Source organism: Streptomyces hundungensis (genome assembly GCF_003627815.1).
In the GTDB taxonomy this organism is placed as follows: domain Bacteria; phylum Actinomycetota; class Actinomycetes; order Streptomycetales; family Streptomycetaceae; genus Streptomyces; species Streptomyces hundungensis_A.
The window spans coordinates 1,791,103-1,805,818 of sequence record NZ_CP032698.1 but is presented as its reverse complement, the minus strand read 5'-3'; the positions used below and the strand labels follow the sequence as shown (position 1 = coordinate 1,805,818).

At 69.2% G+C, this 14,716-nt stretch carries 14 protein-coding genes; 3 read left to right on the top strand and 11 right to left on the bottom strand.

All coding sequences use genetic code 11. The annotated features are described in order from the left end of the window. Positions 1-576 precede the first annotated feature (576 nt). The gene (gene pssA / locus DWB77_RS08070) at positions 577-1,431 is read right to left on the bottom strand and encodes a CDP-diacylglycerol--serine O-phosphatidyltransferase (protein WP_174248520.1); all 855 of its coding nucleotides are present in this window, start codon (positions 1,429-1,431) and stop codon (positions 577-579) included. Further along, positions 1,418-2,074: a phosphatidylserine decarboxylase gene (locus tag DWB77_RS08065; RefSeq protein ID WP_120720593.1), complete on the bottom strand. Its 657-nt coding sequence runs from the start codon at positions 2,072-2,074 to the stop codon at positions 1,418-1,420. Before DWB77_RS08065 ends, pssA begins: the two co-directional genes overlap by 14 nt. A gap of 2 nt (positions 2,075-2,076) precedes the next feature. Here DWB77_RS08065 and DWB77_RS37660 point away from each other — a divergent pair, with 2 nt between their 5' ends. Then, a complete protein-coding gene (locus tag DWB77_RS37660) occupies positions 2,077-2,223 on the top strand; it encodes a hypothetical protein (RefSeq protein ID WP_162952470.1) in 147 nt (48 codons plus the stop codon). A gap of 35 nt (positions 2,224-2,258) precedes the next feature. Here the strand turns inward: DWB77_RS37660 and DWB77_RS08060 are convergent, their stop codons facing one another. The 7 genes from DWB77_RS08060 to DWB77_RS08030 form a co-directional block, all read right to left on the bottom strand. Continuing rightward, positions 2,259-3,473 carry an acyl-CoA dehydrogenase family protein gene (locus DWB77_RS08060; protein ID WP_120720592.1) on the bottom strand — a complete coding sequence of 405 codons (1,215 nt, stop codon included), beginning with the start codon at positions 3,471-3,473 and terminating at the stop codon, positions 2,259-2,261. A 2-nt stretch (positions 3,474-3,475) separates the two neighbouring features. Further along, positions 3,476-4,012 carry a MaoC family dehydratase gene (locus DWB77_RS08055; protein ID WP_120727515.1) on the bottom strand — a complete coding sequence of 179 codons (537 nt, stop codon included), beginning with the start codon at positions 4,010-4,012 and terminating at the stop codon, positions 3,476-3,478. 5 nt (positions 4,013-4,017) lie between these two features. After that, positions 4,018-4,992 (bottom strand): HpcH/HpaI aldolase/citrate lyase family protein, encoded by a 975-nt coding sequence (locus DWB77_RS08050; protein WP_120720591.1) that lies wholly within the window; start codon positions 4,990-4,992, stop codon positions 4,018-4,020. Continuing rightward, positions 4,989-7,016 (bottom strand): protein meaA, encoded by a 2,028-nt coding sequence (locus DWB77_RS08045; protein WP_120720590.1) that lies wholly within the window; start codon positions 7,014-7,016, stop codon positions 4,989-4,991. Before DWB77_RS08045 ends, DWB77_RS08050 begins: the two co-directional genes overlap by 4 nt. A 13-nt stretch (positions 7,017-7,029) precedes the next feature. Beyond that, on the bottom strand, positions 7,030-8,367 hold the full coding sequence (gene ccrA, locus DWB77_RS08040; protein WP_120720589.1) for a crotonyl-CoA carboxylase/reductase: 1,338 nt from the start codon (positions 8,365-8,367) through the stop codon (positions 7,030-7,032). Positions 8,368-8,770: 403 nt separating this feature from the next. Continuing rightward, positions 8,771-9,577 (bottom strand): TetR family transcriptional regulator, encoded by an 807-nt coding sequence (locus DWB77_RS08035; protein WP_428985110.1) that lies wholly within the window; start codon positions 9,575-9,577, stop codon positions 8,771-8,773. 91 nt (positions 9,578-9,668) lie between these two features. Then, positions 9,669-11,450, bottom strand: coding sequence for a 3-hydroxyacyl-CoA dehydrogenase family protein (locus DWB77_RS08030; RefSeq protein ID WP_120720587.1), 1,782 nt, complete (start codon positions 11,448-11,450; stop codon positions 9,669-9,671). Between the two features lie 434 nt (positions 11,451-11,884). Between DWB77_RS08030 and DWB77_RS08025 the strand changes: the two genes are divergently transcribed. Beyond that, positions 11,885-12,469, top strand: a complete 585-nt coding sequence (locus tag DWB77_RS08025) for an adenylosuccinate lyase (protein ID WP_120720586.1) — start codon at positions 11,885-11,887, stop codon at positions 12,467-12,469. 75 nt (positions 12,470-12,544) lie between these two features. Here DWB77_RS08025 and DWB77_RS08020 read toward each other — a convergent pair whose 3' ends face one another. After that, complete coding sequence (locus tag DWB77_RS08020; RefSeq protein ID WP_120720585.1) at positions 12,545-12,958, bottom strand: RidA family protein; 414 nt, start codon at positions 12,956-12,958, stop codon at positions 12,545-12,547. Positions 12,959-13,028: 70 nt separating this feature from the next. Next, complete coding sequence (locus tag DWB77_RS08015; RefSeq protein ID WP_120720584.1) at positions 13,029-14,066, bottom strand: Rv2578c family radical SAM protein; 1,038 nt, start codon at positions 14,064-14,066, stop codon at positions 13,029-13,031. Between the two features lie 163 nt (positions 14,067-14,229). Here DWB77_RS08015 and DWB77_RS08010 point away from each other — a divergent pair, with 163 nt between their 5' ends. Beyond that, positions 14,230-14,673, top strand: a complete 444-nt coding sequence (locus tag DWB77_RS08010) for an SRPBCC family protein (protein WP_120720583.1) — start codon at positions 14,230-14,232, stop codon at positions 14,671-14,673. Positions 14,674-14,716 lie beyond the last annotated feature (43 nt).

The window sequence follows — 14,716 nt, the reverse complement described above, 5'->3', positions numbered from 1 at the left end:
GGGCTGGGTATGTCCGAGTGGGCCAGCACCGATCCCGCCAGGGGCGCGGGGAACTGCGCGAGAAGCGGCCACGACCCGCAGCCAAAGGATCCTGGGGCTCCGCCCCAGACCCCGTTCGCGCCTGGACGGCGCTCGTCCTCAATCGCCGGACGGGCTGGGGTGGCCGTTGCGGGCCAGCACCGGTCCCGCTGAGGGGCGCGGGGAACTGCGCGAGAAGCGGCCACGACCCGCAGCCAAAGGGCCCTGGGGCTCCGCCCCAGACCCCGTTCGCGCCTGGACGGCGCTCGTCCTCAATCGCCGGACGGGCTGGGTATGTCCGAGTGGGCCAGCACCGATCCCGCCAGGGGCGCGAGGAACTGCGCGAGAAGCGGCCACGACCCCGCACGTAACCAGGGACCCCAGGGGCGCGAGGAACTGCGCAAAAAGCCCCCACGACCCGCCCCCACGACCCGCCCCCACGACCCGCCCCCACGACCCACAGCCGCGACAGCAACGCACCCACCCCCCCCCACCGGGGATAAAAAAGGGGCCCGGGGTCACAAGAACCCCGGGCCCCTTTTCGGCGGCGTGAGCAACCTACGGGAGTTGCCCCGCCCGAGCCTCACGCCGGTTGTCGCGGAACGTGTTCACCCGGCGGGCCGTCGCGAACAGCGGAATCGTCGCCGCCAGGACGATCTGCAACGCGCAGCCCGTCTGGAGCAGCATCTGACCGCCGGGGGCGTCGAACGCCCACGCCGCGAGCAGCCCCATCGCCCCGATGATCCAGCTGAGCATCGCCACCGCGAGGACACCCCGCGGCTTCGGGTACTCGACCCGGCTCACCATCAGCCAGGCGACTCCTATGACGGCGAGCAGCGTCGGCACGAACGGCAGCTCCAGCAGGACGATCGAGACGACCGTCAGCGCGCCGAACGGGCTCGGCATGCCCTGGAACATGCCGTCCTTCATCGTCACGCAGCTGAAGCGCGCGAGTCTGAGCACCACGGCCAGCAGCACCGTGATCGCCGCGACCGCGGCCACCCGCTGGTGGGCGTCGTCCGCGACCATCCCGTACACGAGCACGAAGTACGCCGGGGCGAGCCCGAAGCTGATGAGGTCCGAGAGGTTGTCCAGCTCGGCGCCCATCGGGGAGCTGCGCAGCTTGCGGGCGACCAGACCGTCACAGAGGTCGAAGATCGCCGCGAGCAGCATCAGGATCACGGCGGTCGCGGCGGAGTGCCGCGCCATGCCCGTCTCCTGGCTGCCGGAGAGGTGCGGGATGAGGATGCCCGTAGTGGTGAAGTACACCGCCATGAAGCCGCACGTGGCGTTGCCGAGCGTGAGGGTGTCCGCTATCGACAGCCTCAGTGACAGCGGCATCTCCTCGACGTCGTCCTCGGACTCCGCCTCGGGGACCCAGCCGGCCTGCGTCTCGGGATCAATCACGGTCAATTCGAGTCACCCCCGCGGTGGTCGCCTGCCCGACCTCGACCGCGACCTCGACACCCTCGGGGAGGTAGATGTCGACCCGCGAGCCGAAGCGGATGAGGCCGATGCGCTCGCCCTGCTCCACCTTGGTGCCCTGGGGGATGTACGGCACGATGCGGCGCGCGACCGCACCGGCGATCTGCACCATCTCGATGTCGCCGAGCTCGGTGTCGAAGTGCCAGACAACGCGCTCGTTGTTCTCGCTCTCCTTGTTGAACGCCGGAACGAAGCCACCCGGGATGTGCTCCACGGACGTCACCGTGCCCGCCAGGGGCGCGCGGTTGACGTGGACGTTCAGCGGGCTCATGAAGATCGCGACGCGGGTCCGTCCGTCCTTCCACGGCATGATGCTCTGCACCACACCGTCGGCGGGGGAGATGACCCGCCCCTGCGTGATCTCACGCTCGGGGTCGCGGAAGAACCACAGCATGCCCGCCGCCAGAGCGGTGGTGGGCACGGCCACGATCGCGGCGCTCTTGGAGCGGCGGGATCGGGCCAGGCTGAGGGCTGCGGTGGCGACGGTCGGCAGAAGCCACGGCGATGCTCCGCGAGCAAGGCGTCCCTTGAGGAAGCCGTCGCGTGGTGCAGAGGTTTGGCTGTGGGGCATGGATGACCTTCGTAGCGGATGATGCCGCGCTGGCAACGGGGGACGGCGGCAGGTTTACCGGCGATGGTATCGGTTGCGAGCCGCAACTGGGCAAGCCAGAAGCCGAGTCGGTCGGCCGGAAAGCCTCGAAAAACGCTTACAGGGTGTGATGTTCTTCGCGGCCGAACCGACTCAAAAGCGACAATCAACCCTGGAACCGGTACTCCTCAAGAAGTCGGCGCCCAATGATCATTTTCTGGATCTCGGCGGTACCTTCACCGATGAGCAGCATCGGCGCCTCGCGGTACAGGCGCTCGATCTCGTACTCCTTGGAGAAGCCGTAACCGCCGTGAATGCGGAACGCGTCTTCCACCACCTCCTTGCAGTACTCGGAGGCGAGGTACTTCGCCATCCCTGCTTCGAGGTCGTTTCGTTCCCCGGAGTCCTTTTTGCGTGCTGCGTTCACCATCATCGCATGTGCGGCTTCGACCTTGGTAGCCATCTCGGCGAGCTTGAACTGGATGGCCTGGTGCTGGGCGATCGGCTTGCCGAAGGTGTGCCGCTGCTGGGCGTAGGAGACACCCAACTCAAATGCACGCTGGGCGACCCCGCAGCCACGGGCCGCGACGTTGACGCGGCCGACCTCGACGCCGTCCATCATTTGGTAAAACCCTCGGCCGGTGACCCCGCCGAGTACGCGATTGGTCGGAATTCGCAGGCCGTCCATGACCAATTCGGTCGTGTCTACGCCCTTGTATCCCATTTTGTCGATCTTGCCGGGAATGGTCAGTCCCGGGCGGACCTCGCCGAAGCCCGGCTCCTTCTCCACGAGGAAGGTCGTCATCGACTTGTGGGGCCTGGCGGCCACCTCCTCGGGGGAGTGTCCTTCGTCACTCCGGCACAGAACGGCGACCAGTGAGGACGTTCCGCCATTGGTCAGCCACATCTTCTGGCCGTTGAGGACGTACTCCTCGCCGTCCCTGACCCCCTTGGACGTGATCGCCGACACATCCGAGCCGAGCGCCGGCTCCGACATCGAGAACGCGCCGCGCACCTCGCCGAGCGCCATCCGCGGCAGGAAGGTGTCCTTCTGCTCCTGGGTGCCGTGCTGCTTGAGCATGTACGCCACGATGAAGTGCGTGTTGATGATGCCGGAGACCGACATCCAGCCACGCGCTATCTCCTCGACGCACAGCGCGTAGGTGAGCAGCGACTCACCGAGGCCGCCGTACTCCTCCGGGATCATCAGGCCGAACAGGCCCAACTCCTTGAGCCCCTCGACGATCTGGGTCGGGTACTCGTCCTTGTGCTCCAGCTGGGTCGCGACCGGAATGATCTCCTTGTCGACGAAGTCCCGTACGGTGGACAGGATTTCCTGCTGGACGTCGGTCAGACCGGCGGTCTGCGCGAGACGGGCCATGGCTACTTCTCCGACTTCTGAGCGGGCTTCTTGGCGGGCTCGACGAGCACCGGCCGACCGGGCTGTTCGCCGCCGCGCTCCTTGATGTACGTCTCGGTCGGCACCATCACCTTGCGGCGGAAGACGCAGACCAGGGTGCCGTCCTGCTTGTAGCCCTTGGTCTCGACGTAGACGATCCCGCGGTCGTTCTTCGACTTGGACGGGGTCTTGTCCAGGACCGTCGTCTCGCCGTAGATGGTGTCGCCGTGGAAGGTCGGCGCCACGTGCCGCAGCGACTCGATCTCCAGGTTGGCGATCGCCTTGCCCGACACGTCCGGCACGCTCATGCCGAGAAGCAGCGAGTAGATGTAGTTGCCCACGACGACGTTCTTGCCGAAGTCGGTCGTGTTCTCGGCGTAGTTGACGTCCATGTGGAGCGGGTGGTGGTTCATCGTGAGCAGACAGAAGAGGTGGTCGTCGTACTCGGTGACCGTCTTTCCGGGCCAGTGCTTGTAGACGGCGCCGACTTCGAACTCTTCATAGGTGCGGCCGAACTGCATCTCGCTCACGCCTCCGGGATCTCGAACTTGGACGTGCGCTGCATACCGGCCGCACGCCCCTTGCCGGAGATGACCAGCGCCATCTTGCGGCTGGCCTCGTCGATCATCTCGTCGCCGAGCATCGCCGAGCCCTTCTTGCCGCCCGCCTCGGAGGTGCAGTAGTCGTACGCGTCCAGGATCAGCTCGGCGTGGTCGAAGTCCTCCTGCGACGGCGAGAAGATCTCGTTCGACGCCTCGACCTGGCCCGGGTGCAGCACCCACTTGCCGTCGAAGCCGAGCGCTGCGGCCCGCTTCGCCACCTCGCGGTAGCCGTCCACGTTGCGGATCTGGAGGTAGGGGCCGTCGATCGCCTGGAGGTCGTTGGCGCGGGCCGCCATCAGGATCTTCATCAGGATGTAGTGGTACGCGTCCGCGCCGTACCCGGGCGGCTGCTCGCCCACGACCAGGGACTTCATGTTGATCGACGCCATGAAGTCGGCCGGGCCGAAGATGATGGTCTCGGTGCGCGGCGAGGCCTCCGCGATCGCGTTGACGTTGTTCAGACCGCGCGCGTTCTCGATCTGCGCCTCGATGCCGATCTTGCCGACCTCGAAGCCCATCGTCTTCTCGATCTGGGTGAGCAGCAGGTCGAGGGCGACGACCTGGTCGGCGCTCTGCACCTTCGGCAGCATGATGCAGTCGAGGTTCTGTCCGGCGCCCTCGACCACGGTCACGACGTCGCGGTACGTCCACTCGGTCGTCCAGTCGTTGACCCGCACGACCCGCGTCTTGCCCGTCCAGTCGCCCTCGTTGAGGAACTTGACGATGGTGTGCCGGGCCTCGGGCTTGGCCAGCGGCGCGCAGGCGTCCTCCAGGTCGAGGAAGACCTGGTCGGCCGGCAGGCCCTGGGCCTTCTCCAGGAAGCGGGGGTTCGAACCCGGGACCGCGAGACAGGAACGACGCGGGCGGAGCCGGTTGACGGGGGAGACGGGGGTGCTCATGCGGGGACCTCCAACGGGTCGAGCTTGTTCGCTTTCCGGATCTCGTCGACGATACGGCCGATGATCTCCGTGATACCGAAGTCCTTAGGGGTGAAAACGGCGGCCACGCCCGCCGCGCGCAGGTCCGCGGCGTCCGCGGGCGGGATGATCCCGCCGGCGATCACCGGGATGTCGGCCGCGCCCGCCTCGCGCAGCCGCACCAGGACGTCCGGGACGAGTTCGGCGTGCGAGCCGGACAGGATGGACAGGCCCACGCAGTGCACGTCCTCGGCGAGGGCGGCGCTGACGATCTGCTCCGGAGTGAGCCGGATGCCCTGATAGACCACCTCGAAGCCGGCGTCCCGCGCGCGCACCGCGATCTGCTCGGCGCCGTTGGAGTGACCGTCCAGGCCCGGCTTGCCGACCAGCAGGCGCAGCCGTCCGGAGCCCAGCTCCTCGGCCGTGCGCGCCACCTTCTCGCGGACGGCGGCCAGCGGCGTGCCCTCCTCGGCGGTGACCGCGACCGGCGCGGAGGAGACACCCGTGGGCGCCCGGAACTCGCCGAACACCTCGCGCAGTGCCTGGGACCACTCGCCGGTGGTCACCCCGGAGCGCACACACTCCAAGGTCGCCTCCATCAGGTTGCCGGTGCCCTCGGCGGCCTGCTTCAGCTTCTCCAGCGCCTTGCACGGGCGCGGGTGGTTGAACGGCGGCTGGTAGCGGGTGTCGCGCCAGTTCTTGAGCGCGGCGACGACGCGGGCCTCGACGGCGGGGTCCACCGTCATGATCGCGCCGTCCAGGTCCGCGGTGAGCGGGCTCGGCTCGGTCGTCTCGTAGCAGTTGACGCCGACGATCTTCTCCTCGCCGGCCTCGATGCGCGCCCGGCGCTCGGCGTGCGAGGAGACGAGCTGCGACTTGAGGTAGCCCGACTCGACGGCGGCCAGCGCCCCGCCCATCTCCTCGATCCGCCCGATCTCGGCCAGGCACTCCTCGACCAGGGCCTCGACCTTGGCCTCGATGACGTGCGAGCCCTCGAAGATGTCCTCGTACTCCAGCAGATCGCTCTCGTGCGCCAGCACCTGCTGGATGCGCAGCGACCACTGCTGGTCCCAGGGACGCGGCAGCCCCAACGCCTCGTTCCAGGCGGGGAGTTGGACCGCGCGGGCCCGAGCGTCCTTGGACAGCGTGACGGCCAGCATTTCCAGCACGATCCGCTGGACGTTGTTCTCCGGCTGCGCCTCGGTCAGGCCCAGGGAGTTGACCTGGACGCCGTAGCGGAAGCGGCGCTGCTTGGCGTCCTCGATCCCGTACCGCTCCCGTGTGATCTTGTCCCAGATGCGGCCGAAGGCGCGCATCTTGCACATCTCCTCGATGAAGCGGACGCCCGCGTTCACGAAGAAGGAGATGCGGGCGACCACATCACCCCTGCGGTCGTCGGGGATCTGGCCCGAGGCGAACACCGAGTCCAGGACGGCGATCGCGGTGGACATCGCGTACGCGATCTCCTGGACCGGGGTGGCTCCCGCCTCTTGCAGGTGGTAGCTGCAAATGTTGATGGGGTTCCACTTGGGGATGTTGTTCACGGTGTAACAGATCATGTCTGTCGTCAGCCGCAGCGAAGGACCCGGCGGGAAGACATGCGTCCCGCGCGAGAGGTACTCCTTCACGATGTCGTTCTGGGTGGTGCCCTGGAGCTTGGTGATGTCCGCGCCCTGCTCCTCGGCGACCACCTGGTACATGGCGAGCAGCCACATCGCGGTGGCGTTGATCGTCATCGAGGTGTTCATCTGTTCCAGGGGGATGTCCTGGAACAGGCGGCGCATGTCACCGAGATGAGAGACCGGGACCCCGACCCGGCCCACCTCGCCGCGGGCGAGGATGTGATCGGGGTCGTATCCGGTCTGCGTCGGAAGGTCGAACGCGACCGACAGACCCGTCTGCCCCTTGGCCAGGTTGTTGCGGTACAGCTCGTTGGACGCCTCGGCCGTCGAGTGGCCCGCGTACGTCCGCATGAGCCACGGTCGATCCTTCTGACGCTCTGTCATGGAACTTCCCGGCTCAGACGTTGCGGAAGCGGTTGATGGCGTCGAGGTGCTTCTCGCGCAGCTCGGGGTCGCTGACGCCGAGACCCTCGCGGGGGGAGAGGGCGAGCACGCCGACCTTGCCCTGGTGCAGGTTGCGGTGCACGTCGTAGGCGGCCTGCCCGGTGTCCTCCAGGGAGTACACCTTGGAGAGCGTCGGGTGGATCTTGCCCTTGGCGATGAGGCGGTTGGCCTCCCACGCCTCGCGGTAGTTGGCGAAGTGCGAGCCGATGATGCGCTTCAGGGACATCCACAGGTAGCGGTTGTCGTACTCGTGCATGTAGCCCGAGGTCGAGGCGCAGGTGGTGATGGTGCCGCCCTTGCGGGTGACGTACACGCTCGCGCCGAAGGTCTCGCGGCCCGGGTGCTCGAAGACGATGTCGATGTCCTCGCCGCCGGTGAACTCGCGGATGCGCTTGCCGAAGCGCTTCCACTCCTTGGGGTCCTGGGTCCGCTCGTCCTTCCAGAACTTGTAGCCCTCGGCGTTGCGGTCGATGACCGCCTCCGCGCCCATGGCACGGCAGATGTCGGCCTTCTCGGGGCTGGAGACGACACAGATCGGGTTGGCGCCGCCCGCGAGCGCGAACTGGGTCGCGTACGAGCCGAGGCCGCCGCTGGCGCCCCAGATCAGGACGTTGTCGCCCTGCTTCATGCCGGCGCCGTTGCGGGAGACGAGCTGGCGGTAGGCGGTCGAGTTGACCAGGCCCGGGGCCGCCGCCTCCTCCCAGCTCAGGTGCTTGGGCTTGGGCATGAGCTGGTTGGACTTGACGAGCGCGATCTCGGCGAGGCCGCCGAAGTTGGTCTCGAAGCCCCAGATGCGCTGCTCGGGGTCGAGCATCGTGTCGTTGTGGCCGTCGGAGCTCTCCAGCTCGACCGACAGACAGTGCGCCACGACTTCGTCGCCGGGGTTCCAGGCGTTGACTCCGGGACCGGTGCGCAGCACGACGCCCGCGAGGTCGGAGCCGATGATGTGGTACGGCAGGTCGTGCCGCTTGGTGAGCTCGCTGAGCCGGCCGTAGCGCTCCAGGAAGCTGAAGGTGGACACGGGCTCGAAGATCGAGGTCCACACCGAGTTGTAGTTGACCGAGGAGGCCATGACGGCCACCAGGGCCTCGCCCGGGCCGAGTTCGGGGATCGGCACCTCGTCGAGGTGGATCGACTTGCGCGGGTCCTTGTCGCGGGTGGTGAGCCCGTCGAACATCTCCGTCTCGTCCTTGTGCACGGTGATCGCGCGGTACGACTCGGGGAGCGGCAGAGCGGCGAAGTCGGCGGAGGTGGACTCCGGCGACTGGATCGCGTCCAGGATTTCCTTCACGGTGTTGCCTCCGTCGAAGCGCCCCTGAGGGGCGTTGAGGGTCTTCGGGGGTGGTGCTGTGGAGGTGTGCCGTCGGTTCGGCGGGGTGGTGCGAGTACGGCAGCGCCGGTTGGGCGCGGGAGGGTTGCCTGTGACGCAGGCGTCCGGGCGCACTCGCCAGTGGCGGCTCGTGGGGACAGCCGGTGTACGAGATCTTCCTGTACTCCGACCGCCCGGACAACATCAACGTATGGCACCCAGTGCCAAGTGACAAGTCACTGCGTGCCAAGAGTTTCTCTCAGTTGAAAAATGGCCCGCACAGATGAGCGATGATCGATCGTTGCAGGTCAGGAGCGTCGCGGCGGACGCGAATGGCCGCGTCCCCCGAGCGGGGGACGCGGCCATCGGTGGTGCGGTGCGGGTGCTACCGGGACTTCAGGGCCTGCTTGATGCTCTGCATGATCTCGTCCAGGGGTGCGTCCGTTCGGGCCACCGCGACCAGCACCTCGTCGCTGGTCGACACGGAGGCCGCGGCCGGCTGCGGCGCCGCCGTGCGGCCCGCCCCGATGCCCGAGCCGAAGGTCTCCCGGACGATCGCGAAGGCGTGGTCGAGCTGGGCCTCCACATCGCCCTGGCCGCCGGCCCGCAGCCAGCGGCGCAGGACGTGGTTGTGGGCGGTGACGACCGCGGAGGCGGCGACCTCCGCGAGCAGCGGGTCGTCGTTCCCCGGCTGGTGGTCGTGCTCGTCGAAGTGGCCGAGAAGATAGCGCGTGAAGAGGCGCTCGTAGCGGGCGACCGAGGCGATCTCGGCCTCGCGCAGCGTCGGCACCTCACGGGTCAGCTTGTAGCGGGCCACGGAGACCGAGGGGGAGCCCGCGTACATCTTCATGACCTCTTTGATGCCCCGGCACACCGTGTCCAGCGGGTGCTCGTGCGGCGGGGCGGCGTTCAGGACCGCCTCGGCGCGCACCAGGGTGTCGTCGTGGTCGGGGAAGATCGCCTCTTCCTTGGAGCGGAAGTGGCGGAAGAAGGTCCGCCGGGCGACACCGGCCTGGGCCGCGATCTCGTCGACGGTGGTGGCTTCGTACCCCTTCGCGGAGAACAGGTCCATCGCCGCGGCCGCCAGCTCACGGCGCATCTTGAGCCGCTGGGCGGCCGCCCGGCTGCCCGCGGCGCTCTCCGGGGCGTCGGGCACGGCGTTCGTACGGGAGGACCTGGTTGGCTGGGGCATGGAGCGAACGTACTGCATCGCCGCGGGAAGTCGCGCCCACGGGGGCGAGCTGCCCGGAGGTTGCAGCAGCCCACCCCACCCGGCGTCCGGATCAGCGCCGGGCATACTCGCGGAATCCGCGGCCCGTCTTGCGGCCCAGGCAGCCGGCCGCGACGAGGTGTTCGAGCAGCGGCGCCGGGGCCAGGCCCGGGTCGCGGAACTCGGCGTGCAGCACCTTCTCGATGGCCAGCGAGACGTCCAGGCCCACCACGTCGAGGAGTTCGAAGGGGCCCATGGGGTAGCCGCCGCCGAGCTTCATCGCGGCGTCGATGTCGTCCAGGGTCGCGTAGTGCTCCTGGACCATCTTGATCGCGTTGTTGAGGTACGGGAAGAGCAGCGCGTTGACGATGAATCCGGCGCGGTCGCCGCAGTCCACCGGGTGCTTGCGGATCTTCGCGGTGACCTCGCGGACCGTGGCGTGCACCTCGTCGGAGGTGAGCACGGTACGGACCACCTCGACGAGCTTCATCGCCGGAGCCGGGTTGAAGAAGTGCATGCCGATGACGTCCTGCGGGCGCGAGGTGGCGCGGGCGCAGGCGACGACGGGCAGTGAGGAGGTGGTGGTGGCGAGCACCGCGCCCGGCTTGCAGATCTTGTCCAGGGACGCGAAGAGCTGCTGCTTGACCTCCAGGTCCTCGGCGACCGCCTCGACGGCGAGGTCCACCTCGGCGAAGGCCTCCAGAGCGCCCGCCGCCGTGATCCGGTTGAGGGTCTCCTCGCGGGCCTCGGCGGTGAGCCGGCCCTTGTCGACGGAGCGCGAAAGCGACGTGGCGATACGGGACTTGGCGGTCTCGGCCTTCTCCAGGCTGCGGGCCGCGAGCACGACGTGGTAGCCGGCCTTGGCGAAGACCTCGGCGATGCCGGAGGCCATGGTGCCCGAGCCCGCGACGCCCACCGAGCGGACCTCACGGCCGCCGCCCGCGCCCGCGATGGTGTCCGGGGTCTGGGCGTCGGCCACCGTGACCGCGCTGCCCTCGCCCTCGTACGTGTAGAAGCCGCGGCCCCGCTTGCGGCCGGTCAGGCCGGCCTCGGCGAGCTGGCCGAGGATGGGGGCGGGTGCGTGGAGGCGGTCCTGGGAGGAGGCGTACATCGCCTCCAGGACGGTGCGGGCGGTGTCGATGCCGATCAGGTCGAGCAGTTCGAGCGGGCCCATCGGCAGCCCGCAGCCCAGCTTCATCGCGGCGTCGATGTCCTCGCGCGAGGCGTACTTGGACTCGTACATCGCGGCGGCCTGGTTGAGGTAGCCGAACAGCAGCCCGTCGGCGACGAAGCCGGGCCGGTCGCCGACCGCGACGGGCTCCTTGCCGAGGTCGAGGGCGAGGGCGGTGACCGCGTCGACGGCCGGGGGAGCGGTCAGCACGGACGAGACGATCTCGACCAGCTTCATCGCGGGCGCCGGGTTGAAGAAGTGCAGGCCGATGACGCGCTCGGGGTGCGCGGAGTCGGCGGCCAGGCGGGTCACCGAGAGGGCGTTGGTGCCGGTGGCCAGGATCGCGGTGGGCGCGACGATCGCGTCGAGGGCCTGGAAGACCTGGTGCTTCAGCTCGTACGACTCGGGCACGACCTCGATGACGAGTTCGGCCTCGGCCGCGGCCTGGAGGTCGGTGAAGGTACGGAACCGGGCGAGGATGTCGCCGCGCTCCTGCGGGGTGATCCGCTCACGGGCCACCGAGCGGGCCGTGGAGGCCTCGAGGGAGGCCACGGCCTGGCGGCCGGCGCGCTCGCTGATGTCGATGCCGATGACCTCGCGGCCGGCGCGGGCCAGGACCTCGGCGATGCCGGTGCCCATCGTGCCGAGACCGACGACGGCGACAGTGTTCAGGGGGACGTCCATCACGGGACTCCAGGGATGAGTGACGACTGAGAGAGGGCGCACGCGACCGGCATCGAAGGGCGTTCGGATACGCCAACGGGCGTACGGCGTGCGGGAGTTGAGTCGTGGTACCAAGGGCCGACGGCCCTGTCCCGGGGCGCGTCGTACAGAAAAGCCGAACCGACGAACACTCGCGGTGGCTGCGTCACCAGGCCACCGGAGTCGCGGGGGTTACCCGCTCACCTGAGGTTAACCGGCGAGTAACGAGCGCGCCAGCCCTCCGCCGCGTCCGAGCGATGTGATCTGGCTCGCCCCGGGCCCGGCGCGCGCGGGGCCGGCGGCCTCCGCGTGGCACGCCACCCGCGTGGTACGTCACTCGCCTGGCACGTCACCCCGCACCAGGAGATTTTTCCGTGCACCGGCGTGGGGAGGCGAAGGTCCATAGGATTTTGGACATGGACGAGGAGTTACGGTCCCTCCTGGACCGGGTGCGGGGCGAGACCGGGGGGTCACCGGCGTACGAGCGGCTGATCGCCACCGTCGACCACGGCGAGCTGGCGGCGGTGCTCGTCGAGCCCGAACGCCCGCTCTGGGCACGGGAGATCGCGGCGTTCCGGCTCGGCGTCGCGGGGGACCGGCGGGCCTTCGAAGCGCTGATCCTGCTGCTCAACCACCGCGACCCGGAACGCTGTGTGACCGCGGCCTACGCCCTGGCCAGACTGGGCGACCCGCGGACCGCGCGCGCCGCGGCCGCCCTCGCCACCAACGAACTGCGCACGGCCTACGCCCTGCATCCGGTCCGGCTGCTCACCGCGCTGCGCGCCCCCGAGTCCGTACCCGCCCTGATCACAACGCTGCGGCCGCTGCTGTCACCGCACAGCCCGTACTGGCGGGTGGCCCAGGCCTGCATCGAGGGGCTCGGCGAACTCGGCGACCTGAGGGCCGTCGAGGTGTTGACCGAAGCCCTGGCCCAGCCGCGCCTGGCCCGGTCGGCGGCCTGGGCGCTGCGCCGCATCCGGGCGGGCCGGGGCCGGGGCTAGGGTCTGTCCGGCGGATCTGGTCGCCTCCCGCCGGGCTCGGCCCCCGCGTCCCAGACAAGATCCGCCGGACAGGCCCTAGGCCTGCTCCGCGCTCTGCCCGATCACCGCGAACGCCTCGATCTCCACCAGGAGTTCGGGCCGGAACAGCGCGCTGACCTGGACGGCGGAGCTGGCGGGCAGCCGGTCGGGGCCGATCACGGCGTCACGGGCCGCGCGGATCGCGGGCAGGTGGGCTATGTCGGTGGTGAAGTAGGTCAGCTTCACCACGTCCTCGAAGGTGGCGCCGGCCGCCGCCAGGCAGCGGCGCAGGTTCTCGAAGACCTGATCGGCTTGGGCCCGCGCGTCGTTCTCGCCGACCACCTTGCCGTCCTCGTCGAGGGCGCACTGACCGGAGACGGCCACGAACCTGCCGGTGCCCCAGACCACATGGCTGTAGCCCTGGGCGGGAGCGATGCCTTCGGGCGCGGAGATGCGCGTCGGTGTCGTCATGCCGCCATCTTCGCGCACACCACTGACAATCGGCCCGCGCCCCGGGCCCTCGCGCTGGCGGCGGTCCGTGTCAGAGCAGGGTGAGCTGGGTCGGCTGGGGTTCGGCGGGCTCCGGGGCGGCCGGGATGCGGCGGGCGGCGCCGCGGTGGGCCGGGCCGATGCCGAACTCGGTGGCCAGCTCGTGCACTTGGCCGGTGATCCGGCGCTGGTACCACTTCGGCGCGTACGCCCCCTCCGCGTAGAGCCGTTCGTAGCGCCGCACGAGGTGGGGGTGGTGCTGCCCGAGCCAGGCCATGAACCACTCGCGGGCGCCGGGCCGCAGATGCAGGACGAGCGGGGTCACCGAGGTGGCGCCGGAGGCGGCGATCGCGCGCACGGTGGCGCGCAGCTGGTCGGGGTGGTCGCCCAGGAAGGGGATCACCGGCGCCATCAGGACCCCGCAGCCGATGCCGTGCTCGGTCAGGGTGCGCACCACGTCGAGCCTGCGGTCCGGGGCGGGGGTGCCCGGCTCGACGGTGCGCCACAGCTCCCGGTCGACGAAGCCCACCGACACCGAGATGCCGACCTCGGTCACCGCGGCCGCCTGCTTGAGCAGCTCCAGTTCGCGCAGGATGAGGGTGCCCTTGGTCAGGATGGAGAACGGGTTCGCGTGGTCGCGCAGGGCTTCGATGATGCCCGGCATGAGCTGATAGCGGCCCTCCGCGCGCTGGTAGCAGTCGACATTGGTGCCCATCGCGATGTGCGCCCCCTGCCAGCGGCGCGAGGCCAGATGTCCCCGCAGCAGCTCCGGCGCGTTCACCTTGACCACGATCTGCGAGTCGAAGCCGAGCCCGGTGTCCAGGTCCAGATAGCTGTGCGTCTTGCGGGCGAAGCAGTACACGCAGGCGTGCGAGCAGCCCCGGTAGGGGTTGACGGTCCATTCGAACGGCATGCGGGAGGCGCCCGGCACCCGGTTGACGATCGAGCGCGCCCGGACCTCGTGGAAGGTGATCCCGCGGAACTCCGGGGTGTCGAAGGTCCGGGTGGTCACCGCGTCCGCGGCGAACAGCGCGGCCGTGCGGGCCGGGCCGGCCGAGGCGTCGTCGTCGGCGAGATTCTCCCAGCGCATGAACGCCCTCCTTCGCTCCTGTGGGCGTCGTCGTTCACTCCCACCCCTGAATAGAACACATGTTCCCTTCTTGATCGCAACCCGGATTGTGACGCCGGACCGGGAGGTGGTTGGCTTGGCGCACCCCGAGAACCCCGGAAACACACGTGCTGGAGGAAGTGCCATGGCGCAGGTCGAGGCCGCGACGGAGCGGATCATCGCGGCGAATCCGAAGACCGTGTTCGACACGCTCGCCGACTACAAGAACGGCCGCCCGAAGCTTCTGACGGAACACTTCAGCGAATACGAGGTGCGCGAGGGCGGCGACGGCGAGGGCACCCTGGTCCACTGGAAGCTCCAGGCCACCAGCAAGCGGGTGCGCGACTGCCTCCTGGAGGTCACCGAGCCGACCGACGGGCAGCTCGTCGAGAAGGACCGCAACTCCTCCATGGTCACCACCTGGACGGTCACGCCCGCGGGCGAGGGCCGCTCCAAGGTCGTCGTCAGCACCGTGTGGAACGGCGCCAAAGGCATCGGCGGATTCTTCGAAAGGACCTTCGCGCCCAAGGGACTTGGCCGCATCTACGACGCGATGCTCGCCAAGCTCGCCGCCGAGGTCGAGAAGTAGCCCCCACCACCCTCGCGTACGGTCACCGGTTCGGGTGGACTTC